Source organism: Brevibacterium sp. MGP-B1 (assembly GCF_057766545.1).
In genome coordinates, this window is record NZ_CM173407.1 from 1825309 (window position 1) to 1843511 (window position 18203).

The window sequence follows — 18203 nt, forward strand, 5'->3', positions numbered from 1 at the left end:
GCTTAGCGAAGAACGCCCCCGAAATCGGTGCTCAAGGCACAGATTTCGGGGGCGTTCGGCTTCGTCAGCGAGTGCCGATCACGGCATGCGGGCGTAGGCCGGCAGGGTGAGGAAGTCGACGTACTCGGGATCGAGGGCGACCGAGACGAAGGTGTCGGTGGCGTCCTTCCAGCCTGCGTCGTCACCGGGCAGCTTGGCGACCTCCTCGGCGACGATGCGCTCCACGAGCTCCTTCGTCACCTTCTCACCGGAGTCCAGGGTGATTCCGGCGTCCAGCCACTGCCACACCTGGGAGCGCGAGATCTCGGCGGTCGCGGCGTCCTCCATGAGTCCGTTGATGGCGACAGCACCGTTGCCTTCGAGCCAGGCGCGCAGGTACTGGATGCCGACGGACACGTTGGTGCGCAGGCCCGCCTCGGTCATCGCACCCGGAGTCGACTTCACGTCGAGCAGATCGGCAGCGGTGACATTGACGTCTTCGCGCTTGTTGTCGATCTGGTTCGGCTTGTCGCCGAGGGTCTCGGTGAAGACCTCCTTGCAGAGGGCGACCATTCCGGGGTGAGCGACCCAGGAGCCGTCGAAGCCGTTGGAGGCCTCACGCGACTTGTCCTCACGCACCTTGTCGAAGGCGGCCTTGTTCGCGGCTTCGTCCTTCGAGGGGACGAATGCGGACATTCCGCCGATGGCATGCGCCCCGCGCTTGTGGCAGGTGCGCACGAGCAGTTCGGTGTAGGCGCGCATGAACGGCACCGTCATCGTCACGTCCGAACGGTCCGGCAGCAGGAAGTCGGAGCCGCGGGAGCGGAAGTTCTTGATCACGGAGAAGATGTAGTCCCAGCGGCCGGCGTTGAGTCCGGCGGAGTGCTCGCGCAGCTCGTAGAGGATCTCCTCCATCTCGAAAGCCGCGGTGTAGGTCTCGATGAGCACGGTGGCGCGGATGGTGCCGCGGGCCAGGCCGAAGGCATCCTCGGCGTGTTCGAAGACCTGGTTCCACAGGCGGGCCTCGAGATGGGACTCCATCTTCGCGAGGTAGAAGTAGGGGCCGCGGCCCTTCTCGATCTGGATCTGACCGGCGGTCGAGAAGTAGAGCGCGAAGTCGACGAGCGAACCGGAGGTCTCCTCACCGTCGATGAGGATGTGCTTCTCCGGCATGTGCCAGCCGCGGGGACGCACGACGATGGTCGGCAGCTCCTCGTCGGGGGCGAGCTTGTATTCCTTGCCCTCGGGCGAGGTGAAGTCGATGTCGCGGTTGAGCGAGTCGAGCAGGTTGATCTGGCCCTCGATGACCGAGTCCCACTGCGGGGTGTTCGCGTCTTCCTGGTCGGCCAGCCACACCTTCGCGCCGGAGTTGAGCGCGTTGATCGTCATCTTCTTGTAGGTGGGGCCGGTGACCTCGACGCGGCGGTCTTCGAGACCGGGTGCCGGGGGTGCGACCTGCCAGGAGGGATCGTTGCGGATCTCCGCGGTCTCGGGGAGGAAGTCGAGGTCCTTGCCCGCGGCGATTTCGGCCTGGCGTTCCTTGCGAGCCTCGAGGCGCTCGAGGCGGTCGCCGTTGAACTTCCGGTGCAGATCGACGATGAGCTCAAGCGCCTTGGGCGTGAGGACCTTCTCAGCCCCGTCCGGCAGCTCACCGGTGATCTCCATCCCGGCGGGGATGTCCAGGTTTTCGATATGAGCGGTCATCGATGGTTCTCCTTAGTCAGCACATCGGTGCTGCGTCCTTATCCACATCTGGTGATGCGATATGTTCGCTGGTCAACGGGGTTTTGACTGCGAAACTTTCACATTGTGAAAATGTTTGTTCACACAACGAAAGAATATGAGGTGATGCACGTCTCGTCAAACCATATCCTGCATTCGAGACGGTGTGGTCATTGACTCTGATCAGGCGGCTGGGGAGGATAAGGGGAACATCTCTCATGGACTCGCCGAGGCGGCCCATCGTCACCGACCACCGCTGGTTCTCGGTCGGCTGAGGAAGATCGTCGCACCAGGTCGGTTTCTTGGAACGATGCGGCAAGGACGCCGCGGATCGGACTCATGGTGGACAACCTCGCTGTTGCAGCTCTCCTGGCCCTCTCCCCCATCCTCTTGGCCGGAATCCTTCTCATCGGATTCCGCTGGCCCGCGAAATACGCCATGCCTGTCGGACTGATAGCCGCGGCGCTCGTGGCGAATTTCGCGTGGAAGATCGAGTGGGTGACGATCGGCGCCTCGGTCGTCCAGGGCCTCCTCGTCGCGATCGGCCTGCTGTGGATCGTCTTCGGGGCGCTTCTGCTGTTGGCCACGATCACCCGGTCCGGAGCGATCGAGACGATCCGCGCCGGCTTCATCGCGATCTCCCCGGACCGGCGGGTGCAGGTCATCATCGTCGCCTGGCTCTTCGGCTCGTTCATCGAGGGCGCCGCTGGCTTCGGCACTCCGGCCGCCGTGGTCGCCCCGCTCATGCTGGCCCTCGGCTTCCCCGCGATCGCCGCGGTGCTCGCCGGTCTCATCATCCAGTCGACGCCGGTGAGCTTCGGCGCCGTCGGCACTCCGATGGTGCTGGGCATCGGCTCCGGTCTGGCGCAGGAGGACGGGTCGATGTCGGCCGACGTCGCCGAACGTGCCGGTCAGCTCGGCCTCGGCCAGGCCGAATTCGTCGCTCACACCGCCACGCAGGTCGCGCTCATCCACGCCTGCTGCGGCATCCTCATCCCGCTGCTGCTCTCGTGCCTGATGACGGGATTCTTCGGTGCCAACCGGCGCTTCGCCGACGGCCTGGCCATCGCCCCGTTCGCGATCTATGCGGCCCTGGCGATGATCGTGCCCTACCTCATCGTGGCCAATGTGCTCGGACCGGAGTTCCCGTCTCTGCTCGGCGGGCTCATCGGTCTGGCCATCGTCGTGACGACCTCGCGGATGGGCTTCCTCATGCCGAAGAAGACCTGGGACTTCGCACCGCGCGAGAAGTGGCCGGCCTTCTGGATGGGCACCGTCGACCCGAACAAGGAGAAGGCGCAGCTGACCAAGAAGATGTCGCTGCCCCGGGCGTGGTCGCCCTATCTCATCGTCGTCGCCCTGCTGCTCATCACGCGCAATGTGCCCGCGATTAAGGAGTTCCTCAACGGTCCGGCCGTGATCAAGATCGACAACATCTTCGGCACCCCGATCAGCCAGAACATGGATCTGCTGTGGTCGCCCGGAGCGATCTTCGTCCTCGCCTGCGGGCTGACGTACTTCATCCACCGGATGACGAAGAAGCAGATCGCAGGCTCGTGGCAGATCGCCGGTTCGCAGATCGCCGGCGCGGCCGTTGCCCTGCTGTGTTCCCTGCCGCTGGTGCGCGTGTTCATCAACTCCGGCGCCGACTACAACGGCGCCGGCTTGGAGTCGATGCCGGTCACCCTCGCCGAGGCGGCTGCCAGTTCCGTGGGCGACGCCTGGCCGTTGTTCGCCCCGTTCGTCGGGGCCCTGGGTGCCTTCGTCGCCGGGTCGAACACCGTCTCGAACGTCATGTTCTCGCAGTTCCAGTTCTCCACCGGCACCGCGATCGGTGCCGCCAGCCCTGAGACCGTGGTCGCGGCTCAGGCGGTCGGCGGCGCCGCTGGAAATATGGTGGCCGTGCACAACGTCGTAGCCGCCTCGGCGACGGTGGGACTCATCGGTCGGGAAGGCGAGCTCATCCGGCGGACCTCGATCCCGATGCTCGTGTATTCGCTGGCCGCGGGTGCCCTGGCGTTCATCGGACTCAACGGGCTGGGCTTCAACGCGGGCACCGTCGTCCTCACTGCGATCATCATCGGGCTCGCCGTCGTCGTGGTGATGGTCCGCCGCTCGCCGGGCAAGCCGCTGCCGGGCCTTGAGGCAGGAGCTGGCGGCGCAGCCATGGCCGACGGGATTGCCGAAGGCGCCGACGGGCACTCGGCTCGCGGCGGCGGCTCTGACATCGACGATGACGAACCGGAGCCCACCGCTCGCGCTTGACGCTCCCGCCCGCGCGAATTGTCCCCCGCGCCAGGTGTCATCGCCTTTTTGCGCGGGAGTCATCGCCTTTTGATCCACGCATTGGGTTCAAACCCGATGTGCCGATCAAAAGGCGATTCGCTCAGAACGCGACAACGCCCGCAGAGCCTCACGAGGAGGCATCTGCGGGCGTTCGCAGTTTCGTCGGGCAAGAGACCGACGACGGAGCCGCTCGAAAGCGGAGTCTCAGACGATGACGACCATGGGGACGATCATCGGCTTACGGCGCAGCTTCGACGACACCCAGCGGCCGATGGTGCGGCGCACCACCTGCTGGAGCTGGTACTGATCGGTGGTGCCGTCACGCAGGGCATCCTCGACGGCCTTCTGGACCTTCGGGACGATCGAGTCGAAGACGTCATCGGACTCGGCCACACCGCGGGCGTGGATCTCGGGACCGGCGATGAGCGACTTCGTCTGCGAGTTCACGGCCATGAAGATCGTCACGAAGCCCTCACCGGACAGGACCAAGCGATCCTTGAGGTCCGCCTCGGTGATCTCACCGACCGAGGAACCGTCGACGAAGACGTAGTTGCAGTCGACGGCGCCGACGACCTCGGCGTGACCGTCCTTGAGGTCGACGACCCAGCCGTCATCGGCCAGGACGATGTTGTTCGGGTCGACTCCGGTCGCCTCGGCGTGGCGGGCGTTGGCCAGCAGGTGGCGCCATTCGCCGTGGACGGGCATGACGCCGCGGGGCTTGACGATGTTGTAGCAGTAGAGCAGCTCGCCGCCGGAGGCGTGGCCGGACACGTGGATCTTCGCGTCGGCCTTCGAGATGACACGAGCGCCGAGCTTCATCAGGCCGTTGATGACCTTGAACACGGAGTTCTCGTTGCCGGGGATGAGCGAGGAGGCGAGGATGACGGTGTCGCCGTCGCCGACGTCGACGCGGTGGCTGCGGTTGGCCATGCGGGACAGGGCGGCCATCGGCTCCCCCTGGGAGCCGGTGCACATGAGGACGATCTGGTCCTCGGGGTAGTCGTCGACCTTCTTGATGTCGATGAGCGTTCCGGCCGGCACGTTGAGGTAGCCGAGATCCTCGGCGATCTTCATATTGCGCACCATGGAGCGGCCGACGAGGGCTACCTTGCGACCATGGGCGGTGGCGGCGTTGAGCACCTGCTGCACACGGTGGACGTGGGAGGAGAACGAGGCGACGATGATGCGCCGTTCGGCGGTGCCGAAGAGGTTCTCGAGCACGGGCCCGATGTCCTTCTCCAGCGCGGTGAAGCCGGGGACCTCGGCGTTCGTCGAGTCCGTCATGAACAGGTCCACGCCCTCTTCGCCGAGGCGGGCGAAGGCGCGGAGGTCGGTGATGCGGCCGTCGAGCGGCAGCTGGTCCATCTTGAAGTCACCGGTGTGCAGGATGTTTCCGGCGCCGGTGCGGATGAACACGGCCAGGGCGTCGGGGATCGAGTGGTTGACGGCGACGAATTCGAGGTCGAAGGGACCGAGCTGGTCGACGTCGTCTTCCTTCACCACGCGGGTGATGGGCTTGATGCGGTGCTCTTTGAGCTTGGCTTCGATGAGCGCGATCGTCAGCTGCGAACCGAGGATCGGGATGTCGCCCTTGCGACGCAGCAGGTAGGGAACGGCACCGATGTGGTCTTCGTGGCCGTGGGTGAGCACGAGGCCGATGATGTCATCGAGGCGGTCATCCAGATAGGAGAAGTCGGGGAGGATGAGGTCGACGCCGGGCTGGTCCTCTTCTGGGAAGAGCACACCGCAGTCGACGATGAGGAGTTTGCCGTGGTATTCGAAGACGGTCATATTGCGGCCGACTTCGCCGAGTCCGCCGAGCGCGACGATGCGGACGGCTTCTTTGTCCATCTTCGGCGGGAGGGACAGTTCTTGGGTCAATGCATTATTCACTGAGGTAACCACTCCTGGTCAATTGGGCGGCGACGAACGCCATCTGCTCCTCATCAGCTGGGAGCAGCGGCATACGCACGTCGCGGTTGTCGAGTATTCCTTGGGCCTGCAGAGCGGCCTTCGCCGAGATCACTCCCGGCATGTGGTTCATGAGCGCATCCACCACGTCCGCGGTGTCGCGGGAAAGGGTGCGTGCGGTGTTGAGGTCGTTGTTCGCCACTGCGGAGACCATGGCGGCGAACCGGTCCGAGCAGACATGTCCGGCCACGGACACGAGTCCGAGCGCGCCGAGGGACAGCAGCGGCAGGTTGAGGGCGTCCTCGCCGGAGTAGTACACGAGCGAGGAGTTGTTCATCACGAACGAGGAGGCGAAAAGGTCGCCCTTGGCGTCCTTGACCGCGAGGATGTTCGGGTGGTCCGAGAGTCGCAGCAGGGTGTCCGTGATGATCGGGGCACCGGCACGGCCGGGAATGTCATAGAGCATGACCGGCAGGTCGGTGGAGTCGGCGGCCGCGCGCATATGGGCTTCGATCGCCGGTTGGGTCGGCTTCGAATAGTACGGGGTGACGAGCAGGATCCCGTCGGCTCCGGCATCGGCCGAACGGCGGGAGAGGTCGATGGTGTGTGCGGTGACGTTGTTGCCGGTGCCGGCGACGATCTTCGCCCGCTTGCCGATGACACCGCGGACGACGCGGATGAGTTCGACCTTCTCATCGTCGGTCGTCGTGGGAGATTCGCCGGTGGTGCCGGAGACGACGAGCATGTCGTTGCCGAGTTCGACGAGGTGGTTCGCCACCTTCTCCACGGACGCATAGTCGATGCTGCCGTCGCGCTTGAATGGAGTCACCATTGCCGTGCCGACGGAACCGAACGCGTCAATGGCAGTCGCTGCTGCCTGGTCACCGAGAATCGCCATAGAACCAGGATAGCGCCCACGTCCTCCCATGAGTGCAGTGGTCCACCCGCGTTGCGGGTGTCGTTCGCCTCGCCTGCGGTGCCCGTGCGGTCATGTTGAGAGACGGATCACACCTGCAGCCGCTCGATCGTCTACTCTTGAGCCCTGCCCGCCACCGAAACAAAGGAGTTTTCGATGACCCGCACCCGCATCCGCGATTTCCATGATGATGACCTCGACGGAATCATCCGTCTCTTCGAAGCCGCCGTCCCAGAATCCGAGGCCGCTCCCCCGCTCTATCCGCTCTCCGAGGTGTTGGCCGCCTGCCAGCGCAATCAGGCCGTCGTGGCCGTCCGCGATGAGGAGATCGTCGGTGCCGCCGTCGGCCGCGCCGCCCACGGTCAGGGAGTTCTCGTGTTCTTCCACGTCCTGGAGGCTGTGCGAGCCGATCCTGAGCAGGGCACCCGCGCCGAGGCGGGACTGCTGGATGCGCTCGAACGACGCCTCATGCCGCTGGGCTTGGAGAAGCTGTCGATGCTCATTCCCGCCGGCACCTCGGCCTGCGATGGTCTGGTGGCCAACGGTTTCGAGACCCGGTCCGGGCTGAAGTACGTCGAGCGGCACTTGCCCGTCCAACGTCGTGAGCTCGACCGGCTCAAAACGGTCGGGGGACGGATTCTGCCCCGCCACCTCTGGGATGGGGTGAGCGGAATGCAGGAGGAGAAGGACATGCTCGAGGACCGCCTCGTCGTGCCCTTGGCCGAACCGGACCTCGCCGATCATTTCGGGGTCGTGCCGCCTCGGGCGGTGATGCTCTTCGGTCCGCCGGGGACGGGGAAGACGACGTTCGCGAAGGCAGTGGCGTCGCGGTTGGACTGGCCGTTCGTCGAGGTGTTCCCGTCGCGTCTGTCCGGTGAGCCCGGCGGTGTGGCCGCGGGTCTGCGCACAACGTTCGAGCAGATCAATGAACTCGAGCATGCTGTGGTGTTCATCGATGAGGTCGAGGAGATCGCGTCGAAGCGCGGAGGTGAGCCGCCGTCGCCGACGCAGGGGGTGACGAATGAGCTGCTCAAGCAGGTTGCGGAGTTCCGGGACCGGGAGGGCCGGCTGCTCATCTGCGCAACGAACTTCGTCCGTGCCCTCGATGCGGCGTTCCTGCGTCATGGGCGCTTCGACTACGTCATCCCCATCGGGCTGCCCGATGCCACCGCCAGGGAGGCGATCTGGTCGCGCTACATTCCCGAGCACACGATCAACGGTGTCGATCTCGATGTGCTCGTCGATGCCAGTGACGGTCTGACCCCGGCCGATATCGAATACGCGGCCCGGCGTGCTTCGCAGGAAGCTCTGGCGTCATCGCTGCGACAGCAGCACGTCGACATCGCTTCGCGGACCGATGTGCTCTCGACCGACGACTATCTCGAGGCGCTGCGGGCGACGCGGGCGACAGTGTCCGAGGAGACGGCTCGGGAGTTCGGCGAGGACGTGGAGGCGATCGCGCGGCTGTGAGGCGGGCCGGGCTATGACCGGACCGGATTGTGCGGACCCGAATGCGTCGCAGCGGCGCCCGGACTCCCACCGCTCAACAGGCCGTCCGCAGTCGCGCCGAGGATGCGTGCCATCGTCGTCGGCTCGGGTCCGTGTCCGGCGACGGCGGCGAGGTCGAAGCCGTCGATGATGGCAATGAACGTATCGACCACCTCGGTGACGGTGAGCCCGTAGAGGGTGAAGTCTCCGGTCCTGATGCCGTCGTCGATGATGCGTGAGAACAGGCTGCGCCACCCTTCGAAGACGGAATCGACGCAAACCTTCAGGCTCGCGTGAGTGCGTGCCGCGGTGACGAGCTCGATCCAGATCCGCGACCGCTGTGCGTGGTTGCCGACCTCGTGGACAGCGGTGAAGGCCGCGTGCAGGCGGGACCGAGGCGAACTGGCGTCTGTCCCTTCGCCTGTGGTCCTGGCATTATGGTTCGCCATGTCCGCGATGTCCTTGAGCACGGCATTGCTGTGGGTAGTGAACGCCTCGGCGAGCAGGGCATCGCGTGACCCGAAGTAGTACTGCACCGTCCCGACCGACATGCCGACCGCTTTCGCCACATCGGCCATGCGCACAGCCGTGGGGCCTCGGTCGACGATCTGGTCGAGGGTGGCCGCGATGATCGCCGCCTTCTTCGCCTCGGCTTGCTCGGGCGGTTGGGCCGGACGCGGGCTCACGCCGTGCCCGGTGTTCGTCGTTCGGCCAGAGCGGTGGCCGCGGTCAGCCCTTCGTACACGGCCTCTTCGACCGTGCGCGGGGCCAGGGCGTCGCCGATCACCGTCACCGAGGCGGCCCCGAAGTCGAGGTCGATCGGAACAGAGCGTGGTGCTCCGGAGACGATCGTCGCGGCGACACCGTCGACCTCGTGGACGACTTCGCAGAGAGTGGACTGCAGGTACCCGGTATCGACATCGACCCCGACGAGGCGCACGTCGTTGACGAACTCGATCCGACCGGTCCGCAGCGCTTGGGACACGAGCAGGGTGCGCGTGTACTGCTGGATCGCGGCACCGGCGAAGTTCGCCGCCGTCGCCAAGCTCACGTGCCGCCCGGCCTCGGCCAGCCGCAGTGCGATGCCGAGTCCGATCCAATCGCCCTTCCAGTCCGTGACGAGCACGCGGCCGGCCGGCAGGTCCGGGGACTCCCGCAGATAGTCGCGAGCCCCGATGACGAGCGCCTCGTCGGCGATCTCGAGGGCGGGCATGCGCTGTTCGGCTCCCGCGGCGATGATGACGTGGTCGGGGGCCACCTCGGTGATGAGGTCCTGGGTGGCAGGTACGGAGGTGCGGATGTCCACGCCGGCGCGGGCCGCCTCGGCGGAAAGATTCGTCGCCGCTCCCCCGAATTCGGACCGATACGGCAATTCCTGGGCCAGCAGCACCGCCCCGCCGAGGTGGGGCTCCTTCTCGCACAGAACGACGTCATCGCCCTGTTCGGCAGCGACCGCGGCAGCCTTGAGTCCGGCCGGTCCCCCGCCGATGACGAGGATCTTGCGTCGGGTGCGCACCGTCGGTCTGGGCAGGAAGGTGAGTTCCCTGCCGGATTCGGGGTATTGGATGCACGAGATCGGCACGCCCTGTTGGAAGTGGCCGATGCAGGCTTGGTTGCAGCCGATGCAGGCGCGGATCTCGTCGACCTTGTCGGATTCGGACTTGTTCGCGATTTCGGGATCGCAGATCATCGCGCGGGTCATGATCGCCATATCGGTGCGGCCCTCGGCGATCGCGACTTCGGCTTCGTGGGGTTGGTTGATGCGGCCGGCGACCATGACGGTCTTGTCGGTGATCTTCTTGACCTGCTCGGACAGGTTCGCGGCGTAGCCGGGGTCGATCTGCATCGAGGGCACGATGTGGACGGCGCCCTGCAGGGTTGAGGAATCGCCGGCGGTAATCGAGAAGTAGTCGAGGCAGTCGACGCCGTCGGTGGTCAGGGAGTCGAGGTGTTCGATGAGGTCGAGGATCTCGGTGGCGACGAGGCCGTCCTCGGTCTTCTCCTCACCGGAGATCCGCACGCCCACCACGACGTCAGGGCCGACTGACTGACGGACGGTCTGGGCCACCTCGGTGAGGAAACGGCGACGGTTCTCCGGGCTGCCGCCGTAGTCGTCGGTGCGGGTGTTGACGGAGGGGTTGAAGAATTGGATGGGCAGGTAGCCGTGGCTGGCGACGATCTCGACGCCGTCGATTCCGGAGTCGGCGATGCGTTTCGCGGCATGTCCGTAGCCGGCGATGATGTCTCTGACCTCAGCGGTGGTCAGAGACTCGGGGACGACTTTGAAGCGTTCCTGCGGTTCGTCGCTCGGGGCCTTGGCCCGTGGTGCCATGCCGCGCTCGCCGTCCATGACTTCTCGGCCGGGGTGGAAGAGCTGGGCGAAGATCGTTGCTCCGTGGCGGTGGACCGCCTCGGCGACGTTTTGGTAACCGGGGACGGAGGATTCGTCGGTGGCCATGAGGACGTGGCTGGTGTAGCGGGCGGTTTCGTGGACGCCGGAGACCTGGAGGACGATGAGTCCGGCTCCGCCTTTCGCGCGGGCCTCATGGTAGGCGACGAGGTCGTCGCCGATGTGGCCGTGATCGTCGAGGACGGTGTCATGTCCGGAGGAGACGATGCGGTTGCGGATCGTTGTGGAGCCGATGGTGATGGGTTCGAAGAGGTGCGGGAACAACTGAGACATGATCGTCCTTGATCAGATCGTCGGATGGGGCTGGGCGGCCGCCCCTCGATGGGGCTGCCTCAGTTATTCATATCACCGTATGACGAACGGCGGCAAGGGTGGCTCAGGTCAATCGACTGCCTCGCTGGCTTTCTGCAGTTACCCTGAAGCTATGCCTGACGCCTGTTTTTCACATCCCCGGCTAGCCCAGGTCTATGACCCACTTGATCCTGACCGATCGGACCTGGACATGTATGTGAACCTGGCAACCGAATTCGGAGCGAAAACTGTGCTCGACGTGGGGTGCGGCACCGGGGAGTTCATCGCTCGGCTCGTCGACATGGAAGTCAGTGCTCTCGGCGTCGATCCGGCTGCAGCATCCTTGCAGGTCGCACAGTCAAAACTGAAACCCGGTTCGGCAGAGCTTGTCATCGGTACAGCTTCCGACTTGGCCGACGACAACGCCCGGAGGCACTCCTTCGATATGGCGACGATGACCGCGAATGTCGCACAGGTCTTCCTCGACGACGAAGAGTGGCTTTCCACACTGCGAGCAATCCGGTTGTGCCTTCGTACCGGTGGAAGGCTGGTGTTCGAAATACGCAATCCAGCGGACCGGGCCTGGGAGCGGTGGACCAAAGAAGCCACTCACCGCACAGTCGAACTCGGGGATGTGGGCGTGGTCGAGGAATGGATCGAGACGAGGAATGTGGTAGGTGAGTTCGTCACCTTCGTTTCACCAACGATCTTCCACCTTGACGGGGAACGCATCGATTCGACGTCCACACTGCGGTTCAGACCAAAATCTGTGCTCGAACAGACTTTATCGGAAACAGGATTCACCAAGGTCGAGGTGCACGATCTCCCCTACGCTCCCGGCCGCGGATGGCTGTTCATCGCCACGGCCGGTTCCTGATGATTCCGACAGTGACATTCGGATCGTCACACTTCGCAAATCTGCGCATCACAGCTGATCGCCGGAGACCGCGAAGGTGTCGCAGCTGTTCAGCCCCTCGTTGTATCCGGTGGTGAACCATTTCTGGCGCTGCTTGCTCGAGCCGTGGGTGAAGGATTCCGGATTGACGAAGCCGGACTGCTCCTGGATGTGGTCGTCGCCGACGACGAAGGCCGCGTTGAGGGCGTCGTCGAGCTGTTCCTTCGAAGGCTCTTCGAGGTACGGGGTGCCGTTGTCGTCGGTGAGAGTGGTGACCTTGCCCAGCCAGGCGCCTGCGTAGCAGTCGGCTTGGAGTTCGGTGCGCACGCCGTTGCTCTCCGGACCGGTGCCGTTGTTGGGGTGCTCGCTCATCACGCCGGTGATGTTCTGGATGTGGTGGCCCCATTCGTGGCCGACGATGTAGAGCTGGGCGAGTTCATCGGCCGAGGCACCGTACTGCTGGCGCAGAATGTCGAAGAAGCTCGGATCGATGTAGACGCCCTGATCGGCCGGGCAGTAGAAGGGCCCGACCTGGTTCGATGCGGTCCCGCAGCCGGTCGAGGTCTGACCGTCGACCAGTGTCATCGCCGGCGGTTCGTAGCCGTCGACCTTCTGTGCCCAGTAGTCGTCGAGAACGACCTGTGCTCCGGCCATTCGGCAGTCGATGTTCGTGTTCGCGTCCTCACCCGTATCGCAATGGGACATGCTCGTCCCGCTCGATTGGTTCTGGCCGCCGTCGTCAGGGGTGATTCCGCCCATCAGTCCGGTGACATCAACGCCGAGCAGCGGTCCGATGAGGAAGACGAGCAGGCCGACGATGCCCACGCCGCCACCGCCGACGATCGCGGTGTTGCGACCGCGTTTGCTCGTCCTGTTGCCGCTGATATCGGCGTTCGGGTTGAAGGTCATGGCATAAAGATACCCCGGGAGAGTACGTGGGAGGGCGCGCAGAAGTGAAGTCGTGTGAGAATCGTTCCATGAGCTCTCACCCGGCGGAACCTCACCGAGCGCACGACGCGGACTCCACGGCCACCTCGGCGAGGGTTGCGCGTCGGCTCAGCCCCGATGGTCGACTCGTCGGACTCGATGTCGCCCGCGGGATCGCGCTCTTGACGATGATGGTCACGCACATCTTCGCGCTCGGCGACGAGACGGGGATGCCGACCTGGGCGGCGGTCTTCGCCGGGCGCGCCTCGGCGCTGTTCGCGGTCCTCGCTGGCTGTTCCCTGGTCCTCTCGACCCGATCGCGGATGGCGGTGTCGGGGCGGTTGCGCGATGCGGCACCGAGCGTGCTCATCCGGGCGGCGGCCATCGTCCTCATCGGACTGTGCCTGGGGTCGATCTCCGGACTGCTCGCGGTCATCCTCGTCAACTACGGGATCATGTTCGCCCTCGCACTGTTCTTCCTGCGTCTGCGCGCGGGGGCGCTGTTCGCGATCGCCGGGGTCTGGATGGTCCTCTCCCCCGTCGTGTCGATGTGGGTGCGCTCGACGTTCCTCCTCGAACCGAGCTACCTGCCGATGGGCTTCTTCGACTTCGCGACGCCGGGGACGATGCTCGCCGACCTCTTCCTCACCGGCTATTACCCGGTGCTCCAGTGGCTGTCGTACATTCTGCTCGGCATGGCCGTGGCGAAGCTCGACATCGGACGCCACCTACTCGCGCTGTTCACCGCCGGACTCGGGCTCTTCGTCGTCGGTCGCGGTGCTTCGTGGCTTCTGCTCAATGCCTTCGGCGGTGATGCCGCGCTCGTGGAGGTTTCGCAGATGTGGGGCACGGATCTCACGGCAGCCCTGTTCACCGGCAGCTACGGGGTGACTCCGGCGACGTCGTGGTGGTGGCTGGCGATCGCGGGACCGCATTCGGGGACGCCGTTCGATCTGCTCTCCACGGGTGGAACCGCGGTGATGACGATCGCCGCCGGCCAGGCCGCTGCAGTGCTCTTGGGTCGCCAGTCATGGGTGCTCGCGCCGCTGTCGGCGCCGGGATCGATGCCGTTGAGCGTGTATTCGGCGCACGTCGTGCTGTTGGAGATCACGAGGTCTCAGATCGTCGGCAATCCGATGGAGGAATCCGCAACGACGGGCGAGCAGACTCTCGAGTTCGTCATCCACGCTCTCACGTTCGTGCTGCTGCCTCTGCTGTGGAAAGCATTTGTCAGCGCCCGCGGACCGTTGGAAGGCGGAATCGCGGGCGTCATCAGGGTGGCGTCGCCGGGACCTAAGCGCCCTGCGTCTGACCTTCCCGGAACAGACTGATCGATTTGCGCAGCGTGGCGCGCGCCCGCTTCCTGTCGCCGCTGGCGTCGTAGGCGCACGAGAGGCGGAACCAGGACCGCCAGTCCTCGGGGGCAGCCTCGGCTTCGGCCTGGTATTTCACGAATTCCCTGTCGGCGGCCTCGCGGATGATCTTCCCACCCGGCGTCCGGGGCAGGTCGTCGATGGGCAGTCCGCCTTCCTCCCCGAGGATGCGCGCGAGCTTCTCTGTGCGGGCGCCGAAGACGAGTTCGACGATGAGCGTCCACGCACCGATGACGGGCAGGACGAACAGGGCGATGCCCATGATCTTGGGGATCATCGCGGGCTCGCGCACGAGGATCCACGCCCGCTGTCCCATGAGGACGAAGTAGAAGACGAGGACGACGGAGACGATGATCGCTCCGATCTTGGCCTTCGACATCAGAGGTCGAGCATGTTCTCGAGGCCGTGGATGAGCCCCGCGTAATCGGCGATCGACCGCACGGCGGTGACGATGCCGGGCATGAACGCCGAGGTGGAGTGCGAGTCCGTGCGGATGGTCAGGGCTTCGCCGTCGGAGCCGAAGAGGATCTCCTCGTGGGCGTTCATGCCCTGCTGACGGATCGCGTGGACGTGGATTCCGTCGATGACGGCACCGCGGGCACCCTGCGGATCGGATTCCGTGGAGTCGGGCACGGCCGGCAGTCCGGCGGCGTTGCGGGCTGCAGCGATGCGCTGGGCCGTGTGGTTCGCGGTTCCCGACGGGGCGTCAAGTTTGCGGGTGTGGTGGATTTCGACAACCTCGGCCGAGTCGAAGTAGGGGGCCGCGAGTTCGGCGAAGCGCATGGCCAGGACGGCACCGATCGAGAAGTTCGGGGCGATGAGCACCGCGGTCTTCGGGTGGTTCTTAAGCGTGGCTTCGAGCCGGGCCAGACGGTCGTTGTCCCAGCCGGTGGTGCCGACGACGGTATCGATGCCGTTCTCGACGAGGAAGGTGACATTGTCCTCGGTGGACTTCGGCACGGTGAGTTCGACGGCGACGTCGATGTTCTGCTCGAGCAGGGTCTCCAGGGAATCGCTGCTGCCGAGTGCGGCGACGAGTTCGAGTCCATCGGCGTCGTTGATCGCATCGACGGCGTGGGATCCCATCCGCCCCTTGGCTCCGATGACGGCTACGCGAATGCTCATATGCTGTGACTCCTTGTGTGATGATCCCTGGGAGGTGTGACGACCGGGACGAGGCGAGACGACCGGGACGATCTCCGCCAGCCAGTCTAGCGACCCTCGACAGATCTCTTCACATCCAGTGACAATCCAAACACTCCCCAATTACTACCTGACGGCGGCCCTGCAACCTGGCGCCAGGTATCTGGGCCCCCGTCAGGTAGTTCGGGAGGGGACGGTGCGGGGTCAGCGAGGTGGGGCGAACGGTATGCGCGGTCCACGATGCCGCGGGTCTCCACTCAGCCGAGCGCAGACCTCGGTGTCGTATCTGATGCCGTCGTAAAGGAGTTTCTCTCGTTCGCGGCCTTCGACGATGAAACCTGCGTTCCTCGCGACTGCCGCCGAAGCCGGGTTGTTCACCCGGTAGCCGAGTTCGAGCCGGTAGATCCCGAGTTCGTCGTGGAGGAGGTCGACGAGGCTGCGCAGCGCTGCCGACACCAGGCCCTGGCCGCGGGCTTCGGCCACGGACCAATAGGAGATCCACGCGCTCGAGTGCCGGCGTTCGATCCCGGAGGCCATGACGTTTCCAAGGATTCGTCGCTCTGAACGGTCACCGTCATCAATGATCGCCCGAGCGCAGAGGTCACCGGCTGCCTCGGCGTCGGTGATGGTCTCCAGCCATGTCCGGGCACCATCGATCGTACGGTCGTCGGGGATGTTGCTCAGCAGTGCGTCATCGGCCCGCTCATACACCTCAGCCAACGCCTCGGCATCACCCGAGGCGCCTGCGTCGCCTGACCGCCAGGGTCGGATAATTGCGCTCATCCGGCCACCTTATCCGCAGTCGCCGGTCCGCCAGCGCCCGCTCCGAGTTCTCAAACAACCTGACTGCGGCCCAGCAACCTCGCGCGAGGTTGCTGGGCCGCAGTCAGGTAGCAATTATGGGGTCTCAGCCGAGGAGGAGGCCCTTCGTCTGAGCGACTGCGCGGTCGAAGCGTGCACCGGCGTCGGCCCAGTTGACGATGTTCCACCAAGCCTTGACGTAGTCGGGCTTCACGTTCTGGTAGTCGAGGTAGAAGGCGTGCTCCCACATGTCGAGCTGCAGAACCGGGGTGCCGCCGAGCTGGATGTCGGACTGCTGGTCCTTGAGCTGCTCGATGAAGAGGTTCCCGCCGAGCTGGTCGTAGACGAGGACGGCCCAGCCGGAGCCCTGGATCGTGGTGGCCGCGGTGGTGAAGTGCTCGCGGAACTTGTCGAACGAACCGAACTGGTCGTCGATGGCTGCAGCGAGTTCACCGACCGGCTTGTCTCCACCGTCCGGGGACATGTTGTTCCAGAAGATCGAGTGGTTGACGTGACCGCCCAGGTTGAAGGCGAGGTCGCGGGTCAGCTTCGGCACATTGGCGAGGTTGCCGGATTCGCGGGCTTCGGCCAGCTGCTCAACGGCGGTGTTGGCGCCCTTGACGTAGGTGGCGTGGTGCTTGTCGTGGTGCAGCTCCATGATGCGAGCCGAGATATGCGGCTCAAGAGCGGAGTAGTCGTAGGGCAGTTCCGGAAGTGTGTACTGCTCAGCCATGAGATTCCTCCTGATCAGATTTGATGACCACCACATCGGTGGCTTCATTTCGACCCTATCCCAGGGTCTCATCTCGGACAACAAGGGGTCCGTCGGGTCTATTCCATATGACGCCGAGTGACCTCACCCGAGGTTGCGTGAGATGAGCAGCCGCATGATGTCCGAGGTGCCCTCCTCGATCTCCTCGAGCTTGGCATCGCGCATCCACTGCTCGACGGGATGCTCTCGCGAATACCCCCATCCGCCGAGGGTCTGCACGGCCGCCCAGGTGCAGAACATAGCCGTCTCGGAGGCGTTCAGCTTCGCCATCGCCGCCGCGGCCGTCATCCGCTGCCGATCCACGACATCTCCGGCGTCGAGCATCCGCGCCGCATTGAGCACCTGCAGCCACGCCGCATCGATCCGCGAGGACATATCCGCCAGCCGGAACGCCACGGCCTGATGATCGATGATCTTCGTCCCGAACTGCGTGCGCTCCCGCGCATAGTCACGCGCATATTCGAAGGCCGCCCGGGCCGTGCCGAGCGCCGCAGCACCGAGCACCACCCGTGAGATGTCGAAGGTACGCATGAGTCCGTAGAAGCCCTGCCCCTCCTCGCCGAGGCGGCTCGACGTGGGCACGAATGCGTCGGAGAAGAAGACCTCCCGACACACGATGGCCCGCTGTCCCATCTTCTTCATCGGCGCACCGAACCCCATCCCCTCGGTCTCCCTGGGCAGCAGGAATGCGCTGATTCCGCGGGAGCGACGGCTCGAGTCCGTCTTGGCGAAGACGACGTAGAAATCGGCGAGCCCCGCGTTCGAGATCCAGGCTTTCTGCCCGTTGAGCTTGTACCCACCGTCGACGGCATCCGCACGGGTGATGATCGAAGCCGAGTCCGATCCGGAGCCGGGTTCGGTCGTCGCCAGCGCCGTGATCTTCGGGTCTGCTCCAGTCAGCGGGCGCAGCCACTCCTCCTTCTGCTCCGGGGTGCCCAATGCGAGGATCGGGTCGGCGAAGAAGCCGTTCGAGCACACGAAGTTCCCGATGCCCGGATCCCCGAAGCACAGCTGTTCCTGGACAAGGCACTGAGTGAAGACATCGGTGAATCCGCCGCCGCCGAATTCCTCGGGAATCATGAAGTCAGTGATCCCGAGCCGGGCTGCCGCCGCAAAGATGTCGACCGGCGATTCGGTGTCGGCCTCGTCGACGCGGCGACCGGCCGGACGGATCGTGTCGTGGGCGAATCCGCGCACGAGGTCGAGGATGTCGTGCTGTTCATCGCTCAGCGGCCAAGGTGTGTAGCTCATCAGTTCTCCTTCGAAGTGTCAGTGGAGGTCGGGCGCCT

The 18203-nt window shown here is 65.0% G+C and carries 15 protein-coding genes; 4 read left to right on the top strand and 11 right to left on the bottom strand.

Annotated elements, in window-relative coordinates; genetic code table 11:
- Nucleotides 1–78: 78 nt before the first annotated feature.
- On the bottom strand, nucleotides 79–1683 hold the full coding sequence (gene aceB, locus AC3CD9_RS08330; protein WP_488367199.1) for a malate synthase A: 1605 nt from the start codon (nucleotides 1681–1683) through the stop codon (nucleotides 79–81).
- Nucleotides 1684–2040: 357 nt separating this feature from the next.
- On the opposite strand from aceB, the gene AC3CD9_RS08335 reads away from it, so the two are divergent.
- Complete coding sequence (locus tag AC3CD9_RS08335) at nucleotides 2041–3966, top strand: L-lactate permease (RefSeq protein WP_488367200.1); 1926 nt, start codon at nucleotides 2041–2043, stop codon at nucleotides 3964–3966.
- A 225-nt stretch (nucleotides 3967–4191) separates the two neighbouring features.
- Here the strand turns inward: AC3CD9_RS08335 and AC3CD9_RS08340 are convergent, their stop codons facing one another.
- The gene (locus AC3CD9_RS08340) at nucleotides 4192–5838 is read right to left on the bottom strand and encodes a ribonuclease J (protein WP_181272060.1); all 1647 of its coding nucleotides are present in this window, start codon (nucleotides 5836–5838) and stop codon (nucleotides 4192–4194) included.
- Between the two features lie 34 nt (nucleotides 5839–5872).
- Nucleotides 5873–6796 carry a 4-hydroxy-tetrahydrodipicolinate synthase gene (dapA, locus tag AC3CD9_RS08345; RefSeq protein WP_139468766.1) on the bottom strand — a complete coding sequence of 308 codons (924 nt, stop codon included), beginning with the start codon at nucleotides 6794–6796 and terminating at the stop codon, nucleotides 5873–5875.
- Nucleotides 6797–6970: 174 nt separating this feature from the next.
- Here dapA and AC3CD9_RS08350 point away from each other — a divergent pair, with 174 nt between their 5' ends.
- A complete protein-coding gene (locus tag AC3CD9_RS08350) occupies nucleotides 6971–8284 on the top strand; it encodes an ATP-binding protein (RefSeq protein WP_488367201.1) in 1314 nt (437 codons plus the stop codon).
- 11 nt (nucleotides 8285–8295) lie between these two features.
- Here AC3CD9_RS08350 and AC3CD9_RS08355 read toward each other — a convergent pair whose 3' ends face one another.
- Together AC3CD9_RS08355 and AC3CD9_RS08360 are read right to left on the bottom strand one after the other, a co-directional pair.
- A complete protein-coding gene (locus AC3CD9_RS08355; RefSeq protein WP_488367202.1) occupies nucleotides 8296–8988 on the bottom strand; it encodes a TetR/AcrR family transcriptional regulator in 693 nt (230 codons plus the stop codon).
- The gene (locus AC3CD9_RS08360) at nucleotides 8985–10985 is read right to left on the bottom strand and encodes an oxidoreductase (RefSeq protein WP_488367203.1); all 2001 of its coding nucleotides are present in this window, start codon (nucleotides 10983–10985) and stop codon (nucleotides 8985–8987) included. Before AC3CD9_RS08360 ends, AC3CD9_RS08355 begins: the two co-directional genes overlap by 4 nt.
- Nucleotides 10986–11064: 79 nt before the next feature.
- On the opposite strand from AC3CD9_RS08360, the gene AC3CD9_RS08365 reads away from it, so the two are divergent.
- Nucleotides 11065–11880 carry a class I SAM-dependent methyltransferase gene (locus AC3CD9_RS08365; RefSeq protein WP_488367204.1) on the top strand — a complete coding sequence of 272 codons (816 nt, stop codon included), beginning with the start codon at nucleotides 11065–11067 and terminating at the stop codon, nucleotides 11878–11880.
- 48 nt (nucleotides 11881–11928) lie between these two features.
- Here AC3CD9_RS08365 and ypfJ read toward each other — a convergent pair whose 3' ends face one another.
- A complete protein-coding gene (ypfJ, locus tag AC3CD9_RS08370) occupies nucleotides 11929–12807 on the bottom strand; it encodes a KPN_02809 family neutral zinc metallopeptidase (RefSeq protein WP_488367205.1) in 879 nt (292 codons plus the stop codon).
- A 68-nt stretch (nucleotides 12808–12875) separates the two neighbouring features.
- On the opposite strand from ypfJ, the gene AC3CD9_RS08375 reads away from it, so the two are divergent.
- A complete protein-coding gene (locus AC3CD9_RS08375; protein WP_488367206.1) occupies nucleotides 12876–14156 on the top strand; it encodes a heparan-alpha-glucosaminide N-acetyltransferase domain-containing protein in 1281 nt (426 codons plus the stop codon).
- Here the strand turns inward: AC3CD9_RS08375 and AC3CD9_RS08380 are convergent.
- The 5 genes from AC3CD9_RS08380 to AC3CD9_RS08400 form a co-directional block, all read right to left on the bottom strand.
- On the bottom strand, nucleotides 14119–14577 hold the full coding sequence (locus AC3CD9_RS08380) for a tetratricopeptide repeat protein (RefSeq protein ID WP_488367207.1): 459 nt from the start codon (nucleotides 14575–14577) through the stop codon (nucleotides 14119–14121). The two genes, AC3CD9_RS08375 and AC3CD9_RS08380, sit on opposite strands and share 38 nt — an antisense overlap.
- Complete coding sequence (gene dapB / locus AC3CD9_RS08385) at nucleotides 14577–15323, bottom strand: 4-hydroxy-tetrahydrodipicolinate reductase (protein ID WP_488367208.1); 747 nt, start codon at nucleotides 15321–15323, stop codon at nucleotides 14577–14579. The genes AC3CD9_RS08380 and dapB overlap by 1 nt, the downstream gene beginning before the upstream one ends.
- A gap of 222 nt (nucleotides 15324–15545) precedes the next feature.
- On the bottom strand, nucleotides 15546–16124 hold the full coding sequence (locus AC3CD9_RS08390; RefSeq protein WP_488367209.1) for a GNAT family N-acetyltransferase: 579 nt from the start codon (nucleotides 16122–16124) through the stop codon (nucleotides 15546–15548).
- Nucleotides 16125–16248: 124 nt separating this feature from the next.
- Nucleotides 16249–16875: a superoxide dismutase gene (locus AC3CD9_RS08395; RefSeq protein ID WP_135539373.1), complete on the bottom strand. Its 627-nt coding sequence runs from the start codon at nucleotides 16873–16875 to the stop codon at nucleotides 16249–16251.
- Nucleotides 16876–16998: 123 nt separating this feature from the next.
- Nucleotides 16999–18165: an acyl-CoA dehydrogenase family protein gene (locus AC3CD9_RS08400; RefSeq protein WP_488367210.1), complete on the bottom strand. Its 1167-nt coding sequence runs from the start codon at nucleotides 18163–18165 to the stop codon at nucleotides 16999–17001.
- Nucleotides 18166–18203 lie beyond the last annotated feature (38 nt).

Excerpts from the sequence above, each read along its gene's own strand:
- aceB (WP_488367199.1), bottom strand. The coding sequence starts at position 1,683 with ATGACCGCTCATATCGAAAACCTGGACATCCCCGCCGGGATGGAGATC.
- AC3CD9_RS08335 (WP_488367200.1), top strand. The coding sequence starts at position 2,041 with ATGGTGGACAACCTCGCTGTTGCAGCTCTCCTGGCCCTCTCCCCCATC.
- AC3CD9_RS08340 (WP_181272060.1), bottom strand. The coding sequence starts at position 5,838 with ATGGACAAAGAAGCCGTCCGCATCGTCGCGCTCGGCGGACTCGGCGAA.
- dapA (WP_139468766.1), bottom strand. The coding sequence starts at position 6,796 with ATGGCGATTCTCGGTGACCAGGCAGCAGCGACTGCCATTGACGCGTTC.
- AC3CD9_RS08350 (WP_488367201.1), top strand. The coding sequence starts at position 6,971 with ATGACCCGCACCCGCATCCGCGATTTCCATGATGATGACCTCGACGGA.
- AC3CD9_RS08360 (WP_488367203.1), bottom strand. The coding sequence starts at position 10,985 with ATGTCTCAGTTGTTCCCGCACCTCTTCGAACCCATCACCATCGGCTCC.
- AC3CD9_RS08365 (WP_488367204.1), top strand. The coding sequence starts at position 11,065 with ATGACGAACGGCGGCAAGGGTGGCTCAGGTCAATCGACTGCCTCGCTG.
- ypfJ (WP_488367205.1), bottom strand. The coding sequence starts at position 12,807 with ATGACCTTCAACCCGAACGCCGATATCAGCGGCAACAGGACGAGCAAA.
- AC3CD9_RS08375 (WP_488367206.1), top strand. The coding sequence starts at position 12,876 with ATGAGCTCTCACCCGGCGGAACCTCACCGAGCGCACGACGCGGACTCC.
- AC3CD9_RS08380 (WP_488367207.1), bottom strand. The coding sequence starts at position 14,577 with ATGTCGAAGGCCAAGATCGGAGCGATCATCGTCTCCGTCGTCCTCGTC.
- dapB (WP_488367208.1), bottom strand. The coding sequence starts at position 15,323 with ATGAGCATTCGCGTAGCCGTCATCGGAGCCAAGGGGCGGATGGGATCC.
- AC3CD9_RS08390 (WP_488367209.1), bottom strand. The coding sequence starts at position 16,124 with ATGAGCGCAATTATCCGACCCTGGCGGTCAGGCGACGCAGGCGCCTCG.
- AC3CD9_RS08395 (WP_135539373.1), bottom strand. The coding sequence starts at position 16,875 with ATGGCTGAGCAGTACACACTTCCGGAACTGCCCTACGACTACTCCGCT.
- AC3CD9_RS08400 (WP_488367210.1), bottom strand. The coding sequence starts at position 18,165 with ATGAGCTACACACCTTGGCCGCTGAGCGATGAACAGCACGACATCCTC.